The sequence below is a fragment of the Zoogloea sp. 1C4 genome (genome assembly GCF_009469605.1).
Lineage (GTDB): Bacteria > Pseudomonadota > Gammaproteobacteria > Burkholderiales > Rhodocyclaceae > Zoogloea > Zoogloea oryzae.
The window spans coordinates 90,654-112,761 of sequence record NZ_SSXU01000005.1 but is presented as its reverse complement, the minus strand read 5'-3'; the positions used below and the strand labels follow the sequence as shown (position 1 = coordinate 112,761).

The 22,108-nt window shown below is 68.0% G+C and carries 18 protein-coding genes; 9 read left to right on the top strand and 9 right to left on the bottom strand.

All coding sequences use genetic code 11. The features are described from left to right. Positions 1-10: 10 nt before the first annotated feature. From arsD to GH681_RS07905, 5 genes are all read right to left on the bottom strand, one after another. A complete protein-coding gene (gene arsD / locus GH681_RS07925; protein WP_153160934.1) occupies positions 11-367 on the bottom strand; it encodes an arsenite efflux transporter metallochaperone ArsD in 357 nt (118 codons plus the stop codon). Positions 368-398: 31 nt separating this feature from the next. Next, positions 399-878 (bottom strand): arsenate reductase ArsC, encoded by a 480-nt coding sequence (locus GH681_RS07920; RefSeq protein WP_153160933.1) that lies wholly within the window; start codon positions 876-878, stop codon positions 399-401. A gap of 2 nt (positions 879-880) precedes the next feature. After that, on the bottom strand, positions 881-1,252 hold the full coding sequence (locus tag GH681_RS07915; protein WP_153160932.1) for a helix-turn-helix transcriptional regulator: 372 nt from the start codon (positions 1,250-1,252) through the stop codon (positions 881-883). A 63-nt stretch (positions 1,253-1,315) separates the two neighbouring features. Beyond that, complete coding sequence (locus GH681_RS07910; protein WP_228111823.1) at positions 1,316-2,014, bottom strand: RES family NAD+ phosphorylase; 699 nt, start codon at positions 2,012-2,014, stop codon at positions 1,316-1,318. Continuing rightward, positions 2,011-2,403 (bottom strand): MbcA/ParS/Xre antitoxin family protein, encoded by a 393-nt coding sequence (locus GH681_RS07905; protein WP_153160931.1) that lies wholly within the window; start codon positions 2,401-2,403, stop codon positions 2,011-2,013. Before GH681_RS07905 ends, GH681_RS07910 begins: the two co-directional genes overlap by 4 nt. Positions 2,404-2,946: 543 nt before the next feature. On the opposite strand from GH681_RS07905, the gene GH681_RS07900 reads away from it, so the two are divergent. Then, on the top strand, positions 2,947-4,851 hold the full coding sequence (locus GH681_RS07900; RefSeq protein ID WP_153160930.1) for a DUF262 domain-containing protein: 1,905 nt from the start codon (positions 2,947-2,949) through the stop codon (positions 4,849-4,851). A 150-nt stretch (positions 4,852-5,001) separates the two neighbouring features. On the opposite strand, the gene purM is transcribed toward GH681_RS07900, so the two are convergent. Then, on the bottom strand, positions 5,002-6,036 hold the full coding sequence (gene purM, locus GH681_RS07895) for a phosphoribosylformylglycinamidine cyclo-ligase (RefSeq protein ID WP_153160929.1): 1,035 nt from the start codon (positions 6,034-6,036) through the stop codon (positions 5,002-5,004). 203 nt (positions 6,037-6,239) lie between these two features. On the opposite strand from purM, the gene hda reads away from it, so the two are divergent. The 6 genes from hda (at position 6,240) to GH681_RS07865 (ending at position 15,181) form a co-directional block, all read left to right on the top strand. After that, complete coding sequence (hda, locus tag GH681_RS07890) at positions 6,240-6,920, top strand: DnaA regulatory inactivator Hda (protein ID WP_153160928.1); 681 nt, start codon at positions 6,240-6,242, stop codon at positions 6,918-6,920. Between the two features lie 9 nt (positions 6,921-6,929). After that, positions 6,930-7,592, top strand: a complete 663-nt coding sequence (locus tag GH681_RS07885; RefSeq protein ID WP_153160927.1) for an HAD family phosphatase — start codon at positions 6,930-6,932, stop codon at positions 7,590-7,592. Positions 7,593-7,727: 135 nt separating this feature from the next. Next, positions 7,728-9,716 (top strand): TonB-dependent siderophore receptor, encoded by a 1,989-nt coding sequence (locus GH681_RS07880; RefSeq protein ID WP_153160926.1) that lies wholly within the window; start codon positions 7,728-7,730, stop codon positions 9,714-9,716. Then, positions 9,716-10,294, top strand: a complete 579-nt coding sequence (locus GH681_RS07875; RefSeq protein ID WP_153160925.1) for a YfiR family protein — start codon at positions 9,716-9,718, stop codon at positions 10,292-10,294. The genes GH681_RS07880 and GH681_RS07875 overlap by 1 nt, the downstream gene beginning before the upstream one ends. Further along, complete coding sequence (locus tag GH681_RS07870; RefSeq protein ID WP_153160924.1) at positions 10,294-13,080, top strand: response regulator; 2,787 nt, start codon at positions 10,294-10,296, stop codon at positions 13,078-13,080. Before GH681_RS07875 ends, GH681_RS07870 begins: the two co-directional genes overlap by 1 nt. Beyond that, on the top strand, positions 13,067-15,181 hold the full coding sequence (locus GH681_RS07865; protein WP_194271174.1) for a bifunctional diguanylate cyclase/phosphodiesterase: 2,115 nt from the start codon (positions 13,067-13,069) through the stop codon (positions 15,179-15,181). Before GH681_RS07870 ends, GH681_RS07865 begins: the two co-directional genes overlap by 14 nt. A gap of 16 nt (positions 15,182-15,197) precedes the next feature. On the opposite strand, the gene GH681_RS07860 is transcribed toward GH681_RS07865, so the two are convergent. Then, positions 15,198-16,073 carry a dienelactone hydrolase family protein gene (locus tag GH681_RS07860; protein WP_153160922.1) on the bottom strand — a complete coding sequence of 292 codons (876 nt, stop codon included), beginning with the start codon at positions 16,071-16,073 and terminating at the stop codon, positions 15,198-15,200. 58 nt (positions 16,074-16,131) lie between these two features. Further along, positions 16,132-16,920, bottom strand: coding sequence for a Crp/Fnr family transcriptional regulator (locus GH681_RS07855; RefSeq protein ID WP_194271173.1), 789 nt, complete (start codon positions 16,918-16,920; stop codon positions 16,132-16,134). Between the two features lie 365 nt (positions 16,921-17,285). Between GH681_RS07855 and GH681_RS07850 the strand changes: the two genes are divergently transcribed. After that, positions 17,286-19,202 (top strand): histidine kinase, encoded by a 1,917-nt coding sequence (locus tag GH681_RS07850; protein ID WP_194271172.1) that lies wholly within the window; start codon positions 17,286-17,288, stop codon positions 19,200-19,202. After that, entirely contained in the window at positions 19,199-19,870 is a 672-nt protein-coding gene (narL, locus tag GH681_RS07845) for a two-component system response regulator NarL (protein WP_153160919.1), read from the top strand. The genes GH681_RS07850 and narL overlap by 4 nt, the downstream gene beginning before the upstream one ends. 10 nt (positions 19,871-19,880) lie before the next feature. Here narL and GH681_RS07840 read toward each other — a convergent pair whose 3' ends face one another. Continuing rightward, positions 19,881-22,097: a histidine kinase dimerization/phosphoacceptor domain -containing protein gene (locus tag GH681_RS07840; protein ID WP_153160918.1), complete on the bottom strand. Its 2,217-nt coding sequence runs from the start codon at positions 22,095-22,097 to the stop codon at positions 19,881-19,883. Positions 22,098-22,108: the final 11 nt, after the last annotated feature.

Sequence of the window (22,108 nt, the reverse complement as noted above, 5' to 3'; positions counted from 1 at the left end):
GCCTCCGGGCTCAGCAGCACTTGCTGCCGCTGCAGCAGGGCTTGGGCGCGTCCGGCGCCACGTCGGCCAGGCCCAGCCAGCGGGCGATCTCGGCCCGGGCCGGGTAGCGGCCGGCCAGCGCCACTTCGCCATCCAGCAGCACCAGGGGCAGCGCCTCGGCGCCGGAGCGCTCCAGGAAGCCCTTGACCACCGGGTTGCCGGCAAAGGCCAGGGGCTCCTGGGCGAGATTGAAGCGTTCGACGCTGGCGCCCTGCTGGCGCGCCCAATCCACATCGGCGGAAAACTGGACAAGGGCCTGATCCACATCCACACCGCACACGCCGGTGCTGCAACACAGGGCCGGATCGAAAATCTGGAGAGTTTTCATTTTGACGTTCTTAATAATGTTGAAATATGGTTTACGGCAAAAGCTGGCCGATGCGATCGAGCTCGGCCTTCAGCGCGGCGCGGTCGTGCTGCAGGGTTTCCAGCGGCAGCGCCAGGAAGGCTTCGATGCGGGCGCGCAGGATGCGGTAGGCGGTGCCAAAGGCCGCGTCGATCTCGGCGTCGGTGCCGGTGGCGTGGGCCGGATCTTCCACGCCCCAGTGGGTGCGCAGCACGGGGCCGAGGTAAACCGGGCAGGTCTCGCCGGCGGCGCTGGCACACACCGTGACCACCACGTCCGGCGTCACCGGCAGCGCATCCCACGACTTGCTGTGGTAGCCGTCGGTGGCGATGCCTTCCCGCGCCAAGAGCGCGAGCGACCGGGGATGCACGTAGCCGGCGGGCTTGCTGCCGGCGCTCAGGGCTCGCCAGCCGGCCGGCGCCAGGTGGTTGAAGGTGGCCTCGGCGAGGATCGACCGGCAGGAATTGCCGGTGCACAGAAACAGCACGTTCATGGTCAGGGTTTTCCGTCGTCAGCGGGGATGGGTGGCAGCACGGCCTCCGGGCAGCACGAGGCGGCCCGCAGGTCGGCGCATTTTTCGGGCTGGCCGGAACAGCACTCTTCGGTGAGATAGGCGATCAGATCGAGCATCAGCGGGATGTTGGCCCGGTAACGCTGGAAGCGCCCCTCCTGCTCCACCGACACCAGCCCGGCGTGGGCCAGCGCCTTGAGGTGGAAGGACAGGCTGGACGGCGAGATGTCCAGCGCCGAGGCGATGTCGCCCGCCACCATGCCCTCCGGCCCCTGGCGGACCAGCAGCCGGAAGGCTTCCAGCCGCCAGCCGGACGAGAGGGATTCGAAGATCGTGGTTGCTGTTCTGGTTTCCATGCAGCAACTATACAACGCTTCAACAACTATTGAAATGAAGATTCCGTGAAACCCCACCGGGGTTCACAGCTGCATCCACACGCCGCCCGGCTCGCGCTCCACCGCGATGCCGGTGGCGGTGGTCGTGTAGGTGAGGAAGCACATCTGGCGCGGGTCCGACAGCACCGCCGGGTTCAGCACCGCATACACCTCGCCATTGCAGCGAGCCGAGGCGGTGACGAGGCCGGGGTGGCCTTCCCGGTGCAGCCGCGCGCCGACCTGATGGGTCAGGCCGTAATCGACGGGATCGACCAGCGCCGGGAAGGCCAGCGCCGTGGGGCGCAGATCCACCAGCGCCGCGTCGCAGCGCACCCGGTAGCACTTGCGGTCGATGCGCACGCCGGGCTGGGTGAAGCCGGCGTCGTCCAGCAGGCCGCTGCGCCAGTGATGCACGGTTTCGTGGACGCTGGTCTCCACCGTATCGGCGCCGTACCACACGCCGAAGCTGCCGTCGGAATAGCGGCTCTTCATCCAGTGGCGGAAGGGATAGTGGATGGCGTCGTTCCAGCGGGCGTCCTCGAAGGGCCGGTCGATCACCGGCACCGGCGAGACGAACATCCGCGGCTTGGTGGCGAGCTCGAGCTTGATCGCCGTCTGCCAGTCGGCCGGGTTGTCGGAAAGGTCGTCGAACAGATCCTGCGAGACGCGGATCGACACGATGTTGCGCACCAGATCGCCGTGGGTTTCGGCGAGGCGCGCCTGGGCGAATATCGGGTCGATCACTGGCCGCGCGCCCGGTCGAGATAGGCCAGCACCATCAGCAGGCCGGCAAAGCCGAACTCGCGGATCACGTCGATGGGCGAACGGTGCTCGAAGGCCCGGTTGCGGGTCTTCATCCACGCATAGGCCAGCTCGCGGTTATGGGGAAAGAGCAACCGCAGGTTCTTGTGGATGCCCAGCAGGTGGCCGGCCCGCTCCAGCGTGTCGCGGCTGCCCGACAAGGCCTCGCCCTTGCGGTAGCGCGCCAGCACGGCGCGATTGGAAGTGGCAAAGCCGAGGGCATCGAGCTGCTCTTCGGTGCTGAGTTTCCAGTGGTCGAAAAGCTGCATCAGCATGCCAGCCACGGCCTTGCGGTCGATGTCGTCGGTGACGGCGGCTTGAGGGGCGTTCATGATGGGCTCCGGGATGCGTTGTTGCAATTGTAACCCTGAAAGTTTCAAAAGCAACAATGAAGCCGTGGGGAGTGAGGAGAGATGAGTGAGGAGATGCGGCAATGAAAAACGGGCCGCTGGGCAAGCCCCTCTCAATTCCGGTTGAGAAACCCGGCCAAAATTGGCCAAAGCCCCATCCCGTCGAGGGTTGGGGCTTTTTCTTGTCGAAAACCCGTCCCGCAGATTTTTCGGTAAAACACACCGGTCAAAAGCCTTGAGGCAAAACGGCTACAAAACGAAAGCCCCTCCAAAATCAACCGATTTTCAGAGGGGCTTGCCTTCCTGGCCCTTCATTTTTGGTTGGCACTGCCAGCTAATTTCCATTAGCCCAGAGTTAATTTCTATAAACAACCCGGCCCAAGCTGACCGAACAGATTTTTGAAGAAGTAGCCGCCAGCACGGAAGCGGAGACTTTAACGGGAAGCTGCGAAGCAGAAATGGGTGCTTTTTCATCCCATTGCCATTCCACCGGGTTACCATCTCGGAAAAACAATGGGAGCCTAAATGCAAGCGAATCCGAGATCGCTCGACACCCTGTTCAACTCACAGCTTCGCTACGTCGTGCCGATGTTCCAGCGCCTCTACGTCTGGAAGGAGTCGCCGCAGTGGTCGACCCTTTGGGAGGATGTTTCCGAGAAAGCGCAGCTCCTGATGCGCGGCGTCAAATCCAATCCGCATTACCTCGGGGCCCTGATCATCGAAGGGGTCAAGCCCAACTCGCCGCGAGAGGTGAAGCGCTTCCTCATCATCGACGGCCAGCAGCGGCTCACCACACTCCAACTCCTGTTTTGCGCCTACCGCGACATCGCCCGCGCGAACGAGTGGAAGACGCTGGACCGGACGACGACGCGGTATTTGGAGAACGCCGACGCCGACGTGATGGAGAAGCCGGACGAGGAGCTCTTCAAGCTCTGGCCGACCACGCTCAACCGGGACGCCTTCCGCAGCGTCGTCTCCGCCGGAAGCCCGGAGGAGGTCTCCAAGCGGCATCCGCTCGTCTATCTGCCCAGGAAGCGCAAGCCGGAGCCGCGCAGCAACCTCGCCGAGGGCTACCTGTATTTCTCCAAGATGATTTCGGCATGGATCGACGCGTCGGCCGCGGAGTTCTCGAAGACGCGAGAAGAGGCCGCGTTCGCGCTGCTCCAATCGTTGCAGCAGGATTTCTGCGTCGTCGAGATTTCCCTGTCGGAGGGCGACGACTCGCAGGAAATCTTCTATTCGCTCAACTCCCAGGGCCAGCCGCTGACGCAATCCGATCTACTGCGCAGCCTGATCTTCATGCGGGCGGAGAAAGAGCAGATCGACCGCGACGAAATCTTCGCTGAGTATTGGAGCAAGTTCGAGACGGACTTTTGGAGCATGGACGTCCGCCGGGGCGGCCGAACCTATTCGAGGCTCGACCTCGGCCTCCGCTTCTTCCTCATGGCGAAGACCGGACAGATGGTCGACGCCCGCCGCGTGAACGAGGAATACCGCCGCTGGGTGTCCGCCCATCCCCCGCGCTACGCCACGGTCAAGGACGAGCTCGCGGACTTCACCCGGCACGGCGAGGCTTATCAACGCTACGAGTCCGCGATCCCCTCGGAGCTGCCCTGCACGGACCTGCGACGGGTCCTGATGGACTTCGACGTCTCCACGGCTCTGCCTCTCGTCATGTTCTTGGAGTTGGAGGCCGGCCTCGACGCGGAGCAATCGAAGGATTGCCTCGACGCCGTCGAGTCGTTCATCGCTCGTCGCGTGCTCGCGGGCGAAGAGACGAAGGAATACAACAAGCTGTTCGTCGACGTGATCGGAAGCCTGCGCGGACTGTCCGGCGACGCGGTGCTCCCCGCGTTGCGCAAGAAGCTGCTGGAAGGCGGCGGAACGACCCGGCATTGGCCGACGGACGGGGAGGTCGTCGAGAAGGCCATCTCCCGCCCCGTGTTCAAGATGATCAAGACTCCGGCCTTGCGGCTGATCCTCGAACGCCTGGAAACCGCCCTCCGAAACAAAAAGACGGAAAACTTGGACATTCCGGCCGGGCTGCAAATCGAGCATGTCCTACCGCAGAAATGGGACGCCCATTGGCCGTTGAAGGGCGTCTCGATCCCCGCCAATGTGGCCTTGTATCCGCACCTGGCCCAAGGCGAACTGGCGCCCTTGGCCGACGCCGTGCGGACGCGCAATTCGACCCTGCAAACCCTCGGCAACCTGACGCTTCTGAACCGATACCTCAACCCCGCCGCCAGCAACGGCTCGTTCGAGTCGAAGCTGGTCGAATACCGGAACTCGGTGCTGCGATTGAACCGCCATTTCGACGCCGCGACCGCTTGGGACGAGGAGGCCATCGCCAAGAGAGGGAAAGCGCTGGGCGAGGCGATCTGCAAAATCTGGCCTCGGCCGACCGTCCCGGAGAAATCCGAATCCTGATCCAGAAATGATAAAGGCCCCGAAATCGGGGCCTTCATGCTTTGGGCTACTGCCTTAAACCTGTCTCAAAAAAATCAATCGTTTTTGAGAGGGGCTTGGCCGCTGGGGCCCGTTTCGGTACTGCCGGGATGCGGGCAGGCCCGCTGGCGCTTACACCACCACGGTCTGGGCCTGGCCTTCGGCGCGGGCTTCGATGGTGCCAAGGTTGTACACCGTCTCGCCGGTGGAGCGCAGCTGGGCGGCAGCCATTTCGGCGTCTTCAGCGGCAACGATCACCACCATGCCGACGCCGCAGTTGAACACCCGGTACATTTCCTGGGCGTCCACATTGCCAGCGTGCTGCAGCCACTGGAACAGGTAGGGCATCTCCCACGCGTCCTTCTTCAGCACGGCGGTGAGGTTGTCAGCCAGCACGCGGGGCACGTTTTCGAGGAGGCCGCCGCCGGTGATGTGGGCCATGCCCTTCACGAGGCCGGCGCGCTTTTCCATCAGCGCGAGCAGCGACTTCACGTAGATGCGGGTCGGCTCCATGATGACGTCCTTCAGCTTGCGGCCGTGGAAGTCGCCTTCGAGGTTCGGCTTGGCAATCTCGATGACCTTGCGGATCAGGGAGTAGCCGTTGGAGTGGGCGCCGCTGGAAGCGAGGCCCAGCACCACGTCACCCGGGCGGATGGTGGAGCCGTCGATGAGGTTGCACTTGTCCACCGCGCCCACCGCGAAGCCGGCGAGATCGTATTCGCCATCGGGGTACATGCTGGGCATCTCGGCGGTTTCGCCGCCGATCAGCGCACAGCCGGACAGCTCGCAGCCCTGGGCGATGCCCTGGACGACGGTGGCGGCGGTGTCCACATCAAGCTTGCCGCAGGCGAAGTAATCGAGGAAGAACAGCGGCTCGGCGCCCTGCACCAGGATGTCGTTGACGCTCATCGCCACCAGATCCTGGCCGACGGTGTCGTGCTTGTTGAGCTGGAAGGCCAGCTTGAGCTTGGTGCCCACGCCGTCTGTGCCGGAAACCAGCACCGGCTCCTTGAACTTCTTGGAGATCTCGAACAGGGCGCCGAAACCGCCGATGCCGCCCAGCACCTCCGGGCGCATGGTGCGCTTGGCAAAGGGCTTGATGCGGTCGACCAGGGCATCGCCGGCATCGATGTCCACGCCGGCGTCACGATAAGTAAGGGAACTCATGGGTTCTGTGATCTCTTCAGAAGCGTCCGGATGCCACCGGGAACGCTCATCGGATTGAGCACCCCGCCGGAACCGGCTACATTAACGGGCCTTGCGCCGGGGTTTTGGCCCCTGCCACGCAAACAAACCCGAATTTTAGCCGAAATGTCGCCGGCCCGCCCCTGCCGGGTGCGCCGTCGCAACAATCGCGTGCCCCCATCCGCGTGAAGCAACTCACCCTCGACCTGCGCGCCGACTCACCGCCGCTGCTGGAAAATTTCGTCGCCGCTGCCAACGCCGACCTGCTCGCCGCCCTCTACGAAGCCGTGCCCGTGGCCGATGTGCCCCAGCACCTCTTCCTGTGGGGCGACGCCGGCAGCGGCCGCAGCCATCTGCTGAAAAGCGTCGTCACCGCCGCTGCCCAGGCCGGCCGCCCGGCGTGCTACCTGCAGGCCGCCGATGTCGGCGCCACCCTGCCCGAAGCGCCCGGCCTGCTGCTGGCGGTCGATGACGTGGAGGCCCTCGGCCCCGACGCCCAGATCGCTCTGTTCCGCGCCTTCAACGCTGCCCGCGGCCAGAAGATGACCCTCGTCACCAGCGGCGCGGTGGCCCCGCTGCAGCTGGCGCTACGCGAAGATCTGCGCACCCGCATCGGCCAGAGCCTGATCTTCGAGGTCAAGGGCCTCACCGACGACGACCGCAACGCCATCCTCCAGGCCCAGGCCGCCACCCGCGGGCTGCGCCTCGAACCCGAGCTGGTGCAATACCTCCTGCGCCACGGCCGGCGGGATCTCACCAGCCTGCTGCGCACCCTCGACGCCCTCGACGCCGCCTCGCTCGAACGCAAGCGTGCCGTCACCCTGCCCCTGCTGCGGGAAGTCCTGCAGCGCGACCCGACCCTTTAAGCGCACACCATGGAACTCGTACTTTTCGACCTCGACAACACCCTGCTCGCCGGCGACTCGGATTTCGAGTGGGCCCAATTCCTGATCTCCAAGGGCGTGCTCGACAAGGAAGTCTACGAAGCCCGCAACCAGCAGTTCTACGACCAGTACAAGGCCGGCACGCTGGACATCTTCGAGTTCCTCGACTTCCAGCTGAAACCCCTGGCCCGCCACAGCCGCGCCCAGCTCGACGCCTGGCACCAGGAGTTCATGGACACCCGCGTCCGCCCGATGATGACGCCCAAGGCCCAGGCCCTGGTGAAGCAGCACCTGGATTCCGGCGCGGTGGTGGCCATCGTCACCGCCACCAACAGCTTCGTCACCGGCCCGATCGCCCGGGCCTTCGGCATCCCGCATCTGGTTGCCACCATTCCGGCCCAGGAAGACGGCGCCTTCACCGGCAAGCCCCGCGGCACCCCGGCCTTCAAGGCCGGCAAGATCGAACGCGTCGAAGCCTGGCTCGAAAGCCTCGGCCTGTGCTGGGAGAGCTTCGCCAAGAGCAGCTTCTACAGCGATTCCCACAACGATCTGCCGCTCATGAACAAGGTCGGCAACCCGGTGGCCGTCGACCCGGACGACACCCTGCGGGCCCACGCCGGCAATCACGGCTGGCCGGTGATCTCGCTGCGTTAAACCACTCACGGCCGGGCGTTCCGGCCGGCTCAAGTTCGCGGGCATCGGGCCGTTAGGATTGCGTCATCCAATCACGCGCAGCCCTGAACCCCGAAGCCATATCTCAAGCGGGGCTGCGTCACATCGCCAGCCCCGATGAAGAACGCCTCCTCCCCCCACGCCAGCCTCAAATGCATCGCGCTGGCCCTGGCGGGCTGCTCCGCCTGCGCCCACGGCGCCGACGACCTGACCGAGCTGTCCCTCGACCAGCTCATCGACGTGCCGGTGGTGAGCGCCTCGCGCTTCGAGCAGAAGGCCTCCGAGACCACCGCCGCCGTCAGCGTCGTCACCCGCGACGACATCCGCCAGTTCGGCTGGCGCACCGTCGCCGAGGTGCTGCGCAGCCTCCACGGCTTCTACACCCACAGCGACCGGGGCTACGACTACGTGGGCGCCCGCAGCTTCGCCCGCCCCCAGGACTACAACACCCGCGTGCTGCTGCTGGTCGATGGCCAGCGGGTCAATGACGCCATCTACGACCAGGCCTACATCGGCACCGACGGCATCATCGACCTGGACATCGTCGATCGCATCGAATTCATCCGCGGGCCGGGCTCCTCGATCTACGGCGGCAACGCCGTGTTCGGCGTGATCAACCTCATCACCCGCAGCGGCGCACAGCTCGATGGGGGCGAACTTGGCGCGCGCATCTCCAGCCACAACACCATCGACGGCCGGGCCAGCGTGGGCAAGCGCCTCGACAACGGCGCCGACTTCCTCGCCTCGGTCTCCGGGATGAACGCCACCGGCCCGGCGCTGTACTTCCCCGAGTTCGACACCCCGGCCAACAACGGCGGCCACACCGCCCACACCGACTACACCCGCCAGGGCAGCGTCTTCGCCCGCGTCGGCATCGACGGCCTGCGCCTCACCACCGCCGCCAGCCGGCGGACCAAAGGCGTGCCCACCGGCGCGTTCGGGGCCGAGTTCGACGACCGCGGCCGCGCCTACATCGACACCCAGAGCTACCTCGCCGTCGACTACACCCGCGCCCTCGATGCCGCCACCGAACTCTCCGGCCGCACCTACCTGTCTGACTACACCTACTCGGCCCCCGCCCTTCTGGGCACGCCGCCGGTACGCAACTACGACGAGGCCCACGGCAGCTGGTACGGCGTCGAGCTCAAGCTGGTAAGCAGCCTCTCGGCCCGCAACAAGCTCGTCGCCGGCATCGAGCACCAGCGCAACCGCATCCAGAACCAGCGCAACTACGACGCGGCCCCCTACCGGCTCAACGCCGACGACCACCGCCAGAGCGAGCGCAGCGGCGTGTTCGTGCAGGACGATTTCCAATGGACGCCCGACCTCAAGCTCTCGGTGGGCGGCCGGGTGGATCAGGTCACTGGCCAGGGCGCCCAGTTCAGCCCACGGCTGGGCGCGGTGTATCGGCTGTCGGCCCAGACGGTCTGGAAGCTCCAGTACGGCACCGCCTTCCGGGCGCCCAACGTGTACGAGAGCAACTACAGCTACGCCGGCAGCGCCATCGCCAACCCGCGCCTGCGCGGCGAAAAGATCACCACCTGGGAAACCAGCGTCGAGCACTACCTCGACAGCCAGACCCGCCTGCTCGGCACCGCCTACGTCTATCGCCTCGCCGGCCTGATCGACCAGACCACCGAAGCCCGCTCCGGCCTGCTCCAGTACGTCAACGCCGGCCGCAGCTCGGCCCGCGGTGTCGAGCTGGAAATCGAGAAGCTGTGGACCAACGGCGCCCGCCTGCGCACCAGCCTCGAACTCCAGCACGCCCACGACGCCACCGGCAACGATCTCACCAACTCGCCCAACGTCATCGGCAAGCTCAACCTGTCGGTGCCCATGCCCTGGCAATCCCTGCGCCTGGGCACCGAAGCCCAGTGGCTCGCCGCCCGCAAGACCCACGCCGGCATGGTGCCCGACCACGGCCTCGCCAACCTCACCCTGCTGCGCCCCATGGCCGGCAACCACTGGGAATGGTCGGCCTCGGTCTACAACCTGTTCGACAACCGCTACTTCGACGCCACCGCCTACGACCCCACCGTGCCCCAGCGTGACCGCCTCGCGCAGGACGGCCGCAGCTATCGCCTGAAGGCGGTGTACCGCTTCTGATGGCAGCCCGCGTCATGACTGCCCGCTTCCGCCACCACGCCGTGTATCTGGCCCTGTGGGCCCTGCTCGCCCTGGCCAGCCCGGCTGCGCCGGCCGCCCCGGAGATCGCCGAGGAGAACGCGGTGAAGGCCGCCTTCATCTACAACTTCGCCAAGTTCTCCGAATGGCCGGACGACCCGTGGAGCCGCGCGCCCCGGCTGCGCATCTGCGTCACCGGCAACGGCAGCGACCTCACCGAGGCCGTCGCGGCCCTCGAATCCAAGCCCCCGGTGCGCGGCAAGGCGGTGGACGTGCGCCTCCTCGCCCGCGCCGATGAAGGCGGCCAGTGCCACATCCTGGTCATCACCGGCCGCGCCAGCGCGCTCCCGGTGCTCCAGTCGCTGGGCAGCGCGCCGGTGCTCACGGTGGGCGAATCCGACGGCTTCGCCAGCGCCGGCGGCGTGATCGGCCTTTACATGGAAGGCGACAAGGTGCGCTTCGAGGCCAACCCGGATGCCGCCCAGCGGGCCGGGCTCAAGCTCAGTTCCCAGATCCTCCGGCTCGCCCGGCTGGTCCGCGACGGCAAGGGAGGCCGCTGATGTCCGCCACCGAACGCCCGCCCTCGCTCCTCGAAAAGCTCCTCCGGGCGGGGTCGCTGCGCAAGAAGCTGCGCCTCATCAACCTGCTCACCACCGGCAGCGCGTTTCTCATCGCGGTGCTGCTGCTGGCGGTTCACGACTACTTCGAACTGCGCTCCACCTTCATCGAGGAAGCCCGCACCAAGGCCGAGTTCGTCGGCCGCAACAGTGCCTCGGCGGTGGTGTTCGACGATCAGGTGGCGGCCGAAGGCTTCCTGCGCTCCCTGGCCGATGACCACCAGGTGCGCTTCGCCGCCCTGTGGAAAGCCACCGGCCAGCCCCTCGCCACCTACACCCAGGCCGGCACGGGCGCCGCCCCGGTGCTCGCCCACGCGCCGGCCGCCGGCTACCTCCTCAGCCTGTCGGCGCTGGACGTCACCCAGCCGATCCGGGTCGACGGCGCCCAGGCCGGCGCGGTGACCCTGCGCTTCGACCTGGGCAAGCTCTACCTGCGCCTGATGTGGCACATCATCGCCTTCGCGGTGGTGATCCTCATCGCCCTGGCCATCGCCCACGGGCTGCTGGCGCGGCTCAACCAGACCATCACCGACCCCATGACCCGCCTCGTGGACGTGATGGACCGGGTCACCGCCGGCGCCGACTACGGCATCCGCGCACCGGTCGACTCCAGCGACGAGATCGGCGAGCTGGCCCGGGGCTTCAACGCCATGCTAGAACAGATCCAGGAGCGCGACCGCAGCCTCGCCAGCCACCGGGACCAGCTCGAACACAAGATCGAGATCCGCACCCTCGAACTGCGCCGCGCCAAGGAGCTCGCCGAGGCCGCCAACCAGGCCAAGAGCGATTTTCTCGCCACCATGAGCCACGAGATCCGCACGCCGATGAACGCCATCCTCGGCATGACCGAGATGCTCCGGAGCACACCCCTCAACGCCCAGCAGGCACGCTTCTCGGACGCGGTCTACCAATCCGGCGAGCACCTGCTCAACATCATCAACGACATCCTCGACTTCTCGAAGGTCGAGGCCGGCAAGCTCGAGCTCGAAACCATCGACTTCCACCTGCGCCAGCTCATCGAGGACGTGGGCTACATGTTCGCCCGCGCCGCCGAGGCCAAGGGCGTCGAGCTGGTCTGCGCGGTGCCCCACGACGCCCCGCTGGCCCTGTGCGGCGACCCTGTGCGCCTGCGCCAGATCCTCACCAACCTGATGAGCAACGCGGTCAAGTTCACCCACCAGGGCGAGATCGTCATCCGCGCCCAGCTGCTGGACGAAGACGACGCCCAAGCTCGCTTCCGCATCGAGGTCAAGGACAGCGGGATCGGCATCGCCCCCGACGCCCACGACCGGATCTTCAGCGTCTTCTCCCAGGCCGACAACTCCACCACCCGGCGCTACGGCGGCACCGGCCTCGGGCTGGCGATCACCCGCCGGCTGGTCGAGCTGATGGGCGGCCGCATCGGGCTGGACAGCACCCCGGGCGAAGGCGCCCGCTTCTGGATCGAACTGCCCTTCGCCAAGCAGGATGCCAACGCCCGCACCGGCGTCGACCCGGCCGGGCAGCTCAATGGCCGCCGCGTGCTGCTGGCGGTGGACAACACCAGTCAGCGCCAGGCCATCGGGCAGATCGTCCGGGGCTGGGCGATGCAGCCCGCCGGCGTCGCCACCGGCACCGACGCCTTGCGCGCCCTCGAACACGCCGCCGCCCGGCACCAGCCCTACGACCTCGCGATCATCGACCTGCATCAGCCGGAGATGGACAGCGCCCGGCTGGCGGACGCCATCCGCCGCCACCCGGCCCTCGCCCGCCTGCCCCTGCTCATCGTCGCACCGGTTGGCACGCAGGGCAGCGCTGGCCAGCCGTCGGTCGCCGATGGCGTGCTCACCAAGCCGGTGCGCCAGTCCGACCTTTACGACGCCATCGCCACCGCCCTCTTCCGGGCACCCGCCAAAGCCCCTGCAAGCACTGCCGCCACCAAGCCGGCCACCGGGCTCGCCGGCCACGTGCTGGTGGCCGAGGACAACCCGGTCAACCAGCAGCTGGCGCTGGCCATGCTCCAGTCCTTCGGCCTGCAGTGCACCCTCGCCCACAACGGCGTCGAGGCCGTCGAGAAAGTCCGCAGCGGCCACTTCGATCTGGTGCTGATGGACTGCCAGATGCCCGAGATGGACGGCCTCGAAGCCACCGCGCGGATCCGCGTGCTGCAGGACGAAGGCCAGATCCGCCCGCTCCCGGTGATCGCCCTCACCGCCAACGCCGTGTCTGGCGACCGCGAGCGCTGCATCGCCGCCGGCATGGACGCCTACCTCAGCAAGCCCTTCACCCGCGAACAGCTCTCGCGGATGCTCGCCACCTGGCTGCCCGGCGGGCACGCCGCCGCCCACGAACCCGCAGCCGCGCCCCTGCCGGCCGGCGACGCCCCGATCAACCCGGCCGCCCTCGACGCGATCCGCCGCATCCCCGGGCCCAACGGCCCCGCCCTCGTCGAGCGGGTGATCCGCAGCTTCCTCGCCGAGACCCCGCCGCGCCTCGCCGAACTCGGCCGCAGCCTGCGCGAGGCCGACGCCGAATCCCTGCGCCGGACAGCCCATTACCTCAAGTCGAGCACCGCCCATGTGGGCGCCGAGGTGCTCGCCGCCCAGCTCAAGGCCCTCGAAGCCAGCGCGCGCACCGCCAGCCCGGATGCCACGCAGCGCCTTCTGGCCACCATCGAAGAAGAGTGGTCCCGGGTACGCGATGCCCTGCAGGACACCCTCGAAGGACACGTTCCCCATGTCGAAGCCTGATTCCCTCCCGCCACCCCGCGTCCTGATCGTCGACGACGACTACACCGCCCGCCTGCTCGAAAGGGAAGCCCTCGAACAGACCGGCTTTGCGGTCATCGAAGCCTGCGACGGCAACGAAGCCCTCGCCGCCGTCGACCGGCAGCCGCCCGACCTGGTGCTCCTCGACGTGGACATGCCCGGCCTCGACGGCTTCGAGGTCTGCCGCCAGATCCGCCAGCGCTGGGCCGCCTGCGACATCCCGATCATCATGGTCACCGGGATGGACGACCTCGCCTCCATCAACCTCGCCTACGAGGTGGGTGCCAATGATTTCATGGCCAAGCCCATCAACTGGCCGATCCTCGGCCACCGGGCCCGCTACGTGCTGCGCGCCGCCGAGAGCGTGCGCATCCAGAAGGAACTCGAAGCCCGCCAGACCGCCATCGTCCGGGCCATTCCGGACATGCTGTTCACCCTGCGCGGCGACGGCATGATCCTCGACGCCAAGGCCGGCGCCGGCCGCCGCGACGCCATCCAGCCACGCCTGTTCATCGGCCGGCGGGTGGCCGACGTGCTGCCCGCCGAGCTCGCCGAGCAGCTGGACGACAACCTCCGCCGGGCCCTCGCAGACGGCATGCTCCAGGCCCTCGTGCTCACCCTCCCGGTCGACGGCCAGGACAGGCACTACGAGGCGCGCCTCGCCCGCAGCAGCCAGGATCAGGTGATCGCCGTGGTGCGCGACATCACCCGCGAGAAGCAGAACGAAGAGAAGATCCGCCGGCTGGCCTACTACGACCCGCTCACCGGCATGCCCAACCGCCAGCATTTCGTCGAGCGCCTCGAGCAGGAACTCCAGCGCTCCGCCCGCGAGCGCCGCAAGCTCGCCCTGCTGTTCCTTGATCTGGACGGCTTCAAGCGCATCAACGACACCCTCGGCCACGACACCGGCGACGTGGTGCTGCGCGAAGTGGCCCTGCGCCTGAAGGAAAAGCTGCGGGTCAGCGACATCGTCTCCCGGCCCGGCGCCGACGAACCGAGCCCGCCCCTGCACCTGGCGCGCCTGGGTGGCGACGAATTCGTGATCGCCCTGCCATCCCTCGAAGACGCGCGTGCCGCGATCCAGATCGCCCAGCGGGTGCGCAGCGCCCTCGCCCGCCCCTTCCAGGCGGACGACGCCGAGGTGAGCATCGGCGCCAGCATCGGCATCGCCATGTACCCCGAAGACGGCACCGACGCGGCCACCCTGCTCAAGCACGCCGACACCGCCATGTACCACGCCAAGGAGCGCGGCCGGAACAACTGGCAGATGTACAGCGAGGACCTGACCCATCAGGCGGTCGAACGACTCAAGCTCGAGAACGACATCCGCAAGGGGCTGGAGCGCGGCGAGTTCGTGCTGCACTACCAGCCCATCGTGGATACCGCCGACAGCCGCATCGTCGGTGTCGAGGCGCTGCTGCGCTGGCAGCACCCGGAGCGCGGGCTGCTCGAACCCTCGGCCTTCATTCCGGCTGCCGAAGAGAGCGGGCTGATCATCCCCCTCGGCCACCGGGCGCTGGACGCGGCCTGCGCCCAGGGCGCCGCGTGGCAGCGGGCGGGCGTCGCCCCGGCGCGGATCGCCGTCAACCTGTCCGTCCGCCAGCTACGGATGCCGGATTTCACCCACGGCGTGACAAGCCTCCTCGCCCACCACGGGCTCGACGCCGGGCGGCTGGTGCTGGAACTCACCGAAGGGCTGGTGATGGACGGCGACCCGGCCATCGCAGCCGAACTGCACCAGCTGCGGGCGGCCGGCGTGCATTTCGCGCTGGACGATTTCGGCATCGGCTATTCATCCATCGCCCACCTCAAGCGCCTGCCCATCGGCAGCCTGAAGATCGACCGCAGCTTCGTCCACGGCCTGTTCGACAACCCCAACGACGCGGGCATCACCACCGCCATCCTGGCGATGGCCCGGCATCTGGGGCTGGACGTGGTGGCCGAAGGCGTCGAGACCGCCGCCGAGCGGGATTTTCTGCGGGACGCCGGCTGCCGGACGATGCAGGGCTACCTGTTCTCGCCGCCGCGCCCGGCCGCCGAGATGGAAACCCTGCTGCGGGACGCCCTGCGCGAGCCGGCCTGAACCAGCCTGACGGGGATCAGAGCCCGCTGGCCTTGAACCACGCCAGCAGCCGGCCCCAGCCATCCGCCGCATCGGCCGCCCGGTAGCTCGGGCGGTAGTCGGCATGAAAGGCGTGGCCGGCATCCGGATACACCACGAACTCCGCCCGCTTGCCGGCCTTGGCCAGATCGGCCTTCATGTCGTCCACGTCGGACACCGGGATGCCCTGGTCCTTGGCGCCGTAAAGGCCCAGCACCGGGGCGCTGATCTTGTCCACCACGTCGATCGGGTGCTGGGGCGTCATCGCGCTGGCCACGCCGGTCAGGCGGCCATACCAGGCCACGCCGGCCTTGAGCTTCGGGTTGTGGGCGGCGTACAGCCAGGTGATGCGCCCGCCCCAGCAGAAGCCGGTGATGCCCAGCCGCGCCGCATCGCCGCCATTGGCTGCAGCCCACGCCGCGGTGGCGTCCAGGTCGGCCAGCACCTGGGCGTCCGGAACCTTGCTCACCACCTTCGCGAGGATGTCCGCCACGCTGTCGATGCCCACCGGGTCGCCCTGGCGCTGGTAAAGATTGGGCGCGATGGCCTGATAGCCCTGGCGAGCCAGACGCCGGCACACATCGCGGATGTATTCGTGAACGCCGAAGATTTCCTGCACCACCAGCACGGTGGGGAAAGGCCCCTTGCCCGCGGGCTGGGCACGGTAAGCCTTGAGGGCGACGCCATCCGGCGCCGGCAGCGTGATCTCGCCCGCTACCAGCCCGTCGGCCGGGGTGACGACCACGCTATGCCCGAGGGCCGGCTGCACGGCCAGCGCAAAACCCGCCGCCAGCGAACCGCCGACGAAGGTCCGCCGGCTCAGGGGCAGGCCGGGAACGAGACTGTCGAAATCGGAATCCTGAACCGTTGCCATCGAACGCTCCTCACTGTTGGGAAGAGCGTCAGCATACCGCGCCACCGGCGCGGCGCGATCAGTTCCAGGCCGCGTGGGCGGTGGTCACGGCAGCGGGGCGGTCGAACCACACGCCGCTGCGGCTCGCCGGGCGCCGCTCGGCCAGCGCGCGCTCGGTGCCACAGGCGTACTGGCGGGTGAATTTCTCGGTCAGGGTGACGTGCTTGCCGAGCACCTGGATGAAGCCCGCATCCGACAGCTCCCGGAAGATCCGCGACAGGGTTTCCGGCGTGAAGCCCATGCGCGCCGCCAGCACGTTCTTGGGGATCGCCAGCTCCAGTTCGATCCGCGCCGCCTTCGCCGCCGCCGCGGCGCCCAGCCGGCGCAGGTATTCCACCACCTTGGCCGAGCCGGACTGCAGGCAGTCGGCGGCAATGTCGCGCTCGATGGACGACTGACGCTGGGCCACCGCGGCGAGCATCTGGCGCATCAGGCGCGGCTCGCTGTCCATGGCCCGGAAGATGCCGTCGCGCCCGACCGACACCAGCACCACCGGCGACACGGTCTCCACCGACGACACGTAAGGCGCATCGCCAAACAGCTCGGCCACGCCGAACAGCTGGTTGGGCGACAGGATCTCGATGACCTTCTCGCCGCCCTCCGGCGACGAAACCGCCACCTTCAGGTGCCCGGACATCACGTGGAAGAGCGCCTTCGGACGCTCGCCCGAGGCGTAGATCGCCGCCCCCTTGGGCAGGCTCACCACATGAGCTGCGCGCGCTACCTCGGCGATCACGGTATCGGGCAGATCACGAAACAGGGCAAGCTCGCCCAACACCAGAGACAGATCATCAAGACTCGTGCGCATCACATTTACCTCGCTGCTACAAAGTGGGGTCATGCGGGGAAAAACTGCCTTCGACCCCAGTACATGGCACGCAGTCTAGGAGCCCAAACCGGGCTGAAAGTTGACTTAGATCAGAGTCCAAACCTGCTCAAAAATGAGGCAAATACCTCCAACGAGGTATCCGTTTCACCACCCCAAATCCGGCGCCATACCATTGCTTTATAGCGCTTTTTACTAAAAACGCCGCGACACCACCCGAGTCGCACAAAGCCGCTGCCTATCCTTTCGTCTAACCCCATTTTCCTGGCCCGCGTACCCACCGGACGTGACCCCGGAGGCGACTCGGGGCGAGAATGGCGACCTGCCGAACAACCCAGGCCTGCCCCGTGACCGCCCAGCCCTCAAACCAAGGCGTATCCCCCGCCTCGCCGCCCCCGTCCGGGCGCCGCCGCCCGTCGGTGGTGCTGCGCCTGGGTGCGTGGATCGCCGCCATCGCCAGCCTCGCCGCGGTGTCGATCTTCGCCTCGATCACCGTGGCCGAGCTGTCGTCGGGCGAGGCCCGGGCGATCAACCTCGCCGGCTCCCTGCGCATGCAGTCCTACGCCATCGGCGCCGCCGTCACCCAGGGCGACGCCCGCGGCATCGAGCAGGCCATCGCCGAGTTCGAGACGCGCTTCACCAGCCCCGACCTCACGCGCACCATCCCCCAGGGCGCCGATGGAAGCCTGCGCCAGGCCTACGACGCGGTGGGCAGCGTGTGGCGCGGGCGCTTCCACCCGGCTGTGGAGAAGGCCGCCACCGAAGTGGCCGCCGGCCAGCCCGGCGGCGGACGGCTTTCCGCCGAGACGGCCGAGATCGTCACCGCCATCAACCAGCTGGTGGTGCTGATCGAACAGGGCCTGGAAGACAAGCTGCAGCTCCTGCGGCTGGTGCAGGGCATTTCGCTGGTGTTGCTGGTGATCGTCGGCGCGGCGGCGGTGCTGCAGCTGAAACAGAAGGTGTTGCTGCCGCTGCACGACCTGCTCGCCTCCGCCGACCGGGTGCGGCGCGGTGATTTCGCCGTGCGGGTACCAATCCGCGAGCCGGACGAACTCGGCCAGCTCGGCGAGGCCTTCAACTTCATGGTCGAGGATCTCTCCCGCAGCTACGCCCAGCTGGAAAACCGGGTCCAGGAGAAGACCGAGGAGCTCGCCCGCAGCAACCAGTCCCTCGACCTGCTCTACCGGACCACCCGCGCCCTCTCCGAGCGCGCCGTGACCCGGGCGACGCTCCAGCAGGTGCTCGACGACATGGAACAGGTGGTCGGGGTGACGAGCGGCGCAATCTGCCTGAGCCGGGCCGACGCGCCGGAGACCGTCTGCCGCACCGGCGCAGACGGCATCGCCATCGACGCCCTGTGCCGCTCCACCTGCCACGGCTGCGAAAGCGGCGACCGTGCCATCGTGGCCCACCCCAAGCCCGCCGGTGGCCAGACGATTGCCGCCCCGCTCTTCGACGGCAGCCGCAGCCACGGCGCCCTGCTGCTTGCCCTGCCGCCGGGCCAGGCCCTCGCCCCCTGGCAGCTGGAGCTCCTCGAGACCGTCGGCCGCCACGTGGGCGCCGCGCTGGCCTCGACCCAGCGCAACGAGGAGCGCCACCGCCTGGCGCTGCTCGACGAACGCTCGGTGATCGCCCGGGAGCTGCACGACTCCCTCGCCCAGTCGCTGTCCTATCTCAAGATCCAGGTCACCCGGCTGCAGACCCTGCTGCGCAAGAGCCCCACGCCCGAGCCCGTCACCGAGATCGTCGGCGAGCTGCGCGACGGGCTCAACGAGGCCTACCGCCAGCTGCGCGAGCTGCTCACCACCTTCCGCCTGCGCATCGACGGCCGCGGCCTCAACGCGGCCATCGACGACACGGTGCAGGAATTCCGCCGCCGCACGGGGCTGGAGATCACCCTCGACAACCGCCTGGGCGGCGTCGAGCTGGCCCCCAACCGCGAGATCCACGTGCTGCAGATCATCCGCGAGGCCCTCACCAACATCGAACGCCACGCCCAGGCCGGCCGGGTGGCGATCGCCCTCGCCCCGAACGGCGCCGATCGCCTGCGGGTGACGGTGGACGACGACGGCGTGGGCTTCGACGAGGCCGACCGCCCGCTCCATCGCTACGGCATCGTGATCATGCACGACCGCGCCCAGAGCCTCGCCGGCCAGATCAGCGTGCGCCCCCGCGAAGGCGGCGGCACACGGGTCGAGCTGGATTTCCCCGCCGACGCCACCCTCTCCGATTCTCCGACCTCCGCCCAAGGAAGCGCGCCATGAACGCCCCCGCCACCACCTCCGTCATCATCATCGACGACCACCCGCTGTTCCGCAAAGGCGTCTCCCAGCTCATCGCCCTGTCCGACCAGCTCCACCTCATCGGCGAAGCCAGCAGCGGCGAGGAAGGGCTCGAACTGGCCCGCGCCCTCGAGCCCGACCTGATCCTGCTCGACCTCAACATGCGCGGGATGAGCGGCATCGAGACCCTGCGCGCGCTCCGCGAGGCCGACCTCGCCGCACGCATCCTGATCCTCACCGTGTCGGACGCCGCCGACGATCTGGTCGCGGCGATCCGCGCCGGCGCCGACGGCTACCTGCTGAAGGACATGGAACCGGAAGAACTGTTGGCGCGCATCGTCGAGGCGCTCTCGGGGCGCATCGTCATCAGCGAGAGCCTCAACGGACTCCTGGCCCGCTCCCTGCGCGACGAGGCCCAGGCCGCCGAACGCAGCCTCGCCCCGCTCACCGACCGGGAGCGCGACATCCTCGGCTGCCTGGCGAGCGGGCTGTCGAACAAGCTGATTGCCCGCGACCTCAACATCGCCGAGGGCACGGTGAAGGTGCACATCAAGAATCTGCTGAAGAAGCTCAAGTTCCGCTCACGCCTCGAGGCCGCCGTGTGGGCCATCGACCAGAACCTGCGCCCGGGCACCCCCGGGCCGCGCTGAACCCGCCCCGTCAGGCAGGCGCGTCGTCCCGCAGGGGCAGCGCGTCGGCGTAGCGCCGGCTCTCCGGTGCGTCCGGCTGGAAGCGGATCACGATCCGCGTGCCCGAATGGATGCGGCTACTGGTGTCGGCCCCGACGACCAGCTTGCCGCCAATCTGATTCACCAGCCCCACCACCAGGCGCCAGCCCAGGCTGCGGCTGGTGGCCGGCGAGAAGCCCGGCTGAAGCCCCACCCCGTCGTCCTCCACCCACAGGCGGGCGCCGTCCTCGCCGTCGGCTTGCAGGCCCACCTGGATGCGCCCCGCGCTGCCGTGGGGGAAGGCGTGCTTGACGGCGTTGGAGACCAGCTCGTTCACGATCAGCGCGCAGGGGATCGCCGTCTCGATGCCGAGCACCACCTGATCCAGTGCCGATTCGATGCGCACCCCCTGCCGCCCGTGCTGGGACGCCAGCCGCTCCACCAGCTGGCCCAGGTAGCGCTTGAAGTCGATGCTCGCCAGATCGTGGGAGCGGTACAGCTGCTCGTGCACCTGGGACATGGCCATCACCCGCGCCGCGCTGTCCTCGAACAGCTCGCGCACGTCCGCGTCGTCCACGCTGCGCCCCTGCATGGTGAGCAGGCTCGCCACCACCTGGAGGTTGTTCTTCACCCGGTGGTAGATCTCCTTCAGCAGCGCCTCCTTCTCGTGGAGCGCCGCGCTGATCCGCTGTTCGGCGATCTTGGCGTCGGTGATGTCGGCATGCGACCCCGCAACCCGCAGCGCCCGGCCGTCCGACTTGCGCTTGACCACCGCGCCACGGGACAGGATCCAGCGCCACTCGCCGCTCTTGGCGCGCATCCGGAACTCGGCCCGGAAGGCCGCATCGGGCGAGGCGATGAACTCCCGGAAGCGCGCCTCGGTGGCCTCCCGGTCGTCCGGGTGAATCTGCCGCATCAGCGCTTCGGGGCCCAGTTCGAGCTCGCCCACCTCGTAGCCGAGCATCGTGAAATAACGCGGGCTCACGTAGATCGCGCCGGTCTTGAGGTTCCAGTCCCAGATGCCGTCGGTGGCCCCCTCGACCGCCAGGCGCAGGTGTTCCTCGCTCTGCTCCAGCACCGACTCGGCCCGGTTGAGGCGCTTGATGTTGGCGATCAACACCACAATCACCACCGTCAGGGCGACCAGCGCCGCCAGCATCGCCCAGAAGACACCGCCGCTGCGCTCGACCACCCCGGGGGGCTTGCCGATCAGTTGGGCGCCCTCGGGCAAGCGGCTTTCAGGCACGCCAAAGCGCTCCATCACGGTGTGATTGAAGAGCAGCACCGGCTCGGCATCGACCACCGGCAGCGACCGGGCCGGGGTGCCCGCGAGGACGCGCCGGGCCATCCCGGCGGCGACCCGCCCCTGGGTGACGCCGTCTTCCACGCTGCCGCCGATGGTGATCCCGTCCCGCACCCGGTGGCTGGTGATGTCGAACACCGGCGCCGGCGACACCTGGGCCATGCGGGTGATCACCTCGGAATAATCCAGCCGGCGCCCCTGGTCATCCACCGCAGTGGCCAGGGGCAGGATGATGTCGTTGGGCGACAGCCGCGCCACGATGGTGAGGATCTCGCTCAGGCCCAGGTCGAAATACTGCTCCACCGGCAGCGGGCTGCCCATCTTGAGCAGCGCCTCGTGGGCGTGGGCGAAGCCGGTCGCCGACCCGCCCAGATTGCCGAACACCACCATCCGGCGGGCGTCCGGCAGCAACTTGCGGGCCGCGCCCAGGGTGCCGACGATGTCCACGTTCTCCCGCACGCCGGTGATCGGCACATCGGGCCGCACCCGCGCGGGGTCGAAATCACGCACGTCCGAGAACACCACCGACGCCTTGGGAAACAGCGCATCCCGGTGACGCAGCGCGAAGTCCAGCGCCGGGTCGTCGGTGACGATCACCAGGTCGACACGCCGCTCGCCAACCCGCTGGCGCAGATGCGCGACAGTGCCCGCATCATCGTCGCGGCGGGGCTGACGCAGGGCGTCCAGGTCATGGACAAAGACCTCCGGCGGCGCGTCGCCACTGCGCAGCACCTGCAGGATCCCGCTCACCTGGGCGTCCGTCCAGGCAAAGCCCCAGTGGTAGGAATTGATGACCAGCACGGTCTTGCGCTCGGCCACCGGCAGGACCGGGGCGTCCGTGCGGGCCGCCACCGGCCCGAAGACCAGCGCCGCCAGCATCGCCAGAAGCGTGAATACGCGCAGCACGATCGCCTCTC

Coding starts and splice junctions, on each gene's coding strand:
- arsD (WP_153160934.1), bottom strand. CDS start 367: ATGAAAACTCTCCAGATTTTCGATCCGGCCCTGTGTTGCAGCACCGGC.
- GH681_RS07920 (WP_153160933.1), bottom strand. CDS start 878: ATGAACGTGCTGTTTCTGTGCACCGGCAATTCCTGCCGGTCGATCCTC.
- GH681_RS07915 (WP_153160932.1), bottom strand. CDS start 1,252: ATGGAAACCAGAACAGCAACCACGATCTTCGAATCCCTCTCGTCCGGC.
- GH681_RS07905 (WP_153160931.1), bottom strand. CDS start 2,403: ATGAACGCCCCTCAAGCCGCCGTCACCGACGACATCGACCGCAAGGCC.
- GH681_RS07900 (WP_153160930.1), top strand. CDS start 2,947: ATGCAAGCGAATCCGAGATCGCTCGACACCCTGTTCAACTCACAGCTT.
- purM (WP_153160929.1), bottom strand. CDS start 6,036: ATGAGTTCCCTTACTTATCGTGACGCCGGCGTGGACATCGATGCCGGC.
- GH681_RS07885 (WP_153160927.1), top strand. CDS start 6,930: ATGGAACTCGTACTTTTCGACCTCGACAACACCCTGCTCGCCGGCGAC.
- GH681_RS07880 (WP_153160926.1), top strand. CDS start 7,728: ATGAAGAACGCCTCCTCCCCCCACGCCAGCCTCAAATGCATCGCGCTG.
- GH681_RS07875 (WP_153160925.1), top strand. CDS start 9,716: ATGGCAGCCCGCGTCATGACTGCCCGCTTCCGCCACCACGCCGTGTAT.
- GH681_RS07870 (WP_153160924.1), top strand. CDS start 10,294: ATGTCCGCCACCGAACGCCCGCCCTCGCTCCTCGAAAAGCTCCTCCGG.
- GH681_RS07865 (WP_194271174.1), top strand. CDS start 13,067: ATGTCGAAGCCTGATTCCCTCCCGCCACCCCGCGTCCTGATCGTCGAC.
- GH681_RS07860 (WP_153160922.1), bottom strand. CDS start 16,073: ATGGCAACGGTTCAGGATTCCGATTTCGACAGTCTCGTTCCCGGCCTG.
- GH681_RS07855 (WP_194271173.1), bottom strand. CDS start 16,920: ATGCGCACGAGTCTTGATGATCTGTCTCTGGTGTTGGGCGAGCTTGCC.
- narL (WP_153160919.1), top strand. CDS start 19,199: ATGAACGCCCCCGCCACCACCTCCGTCATCATCATCGACGACCACCCG.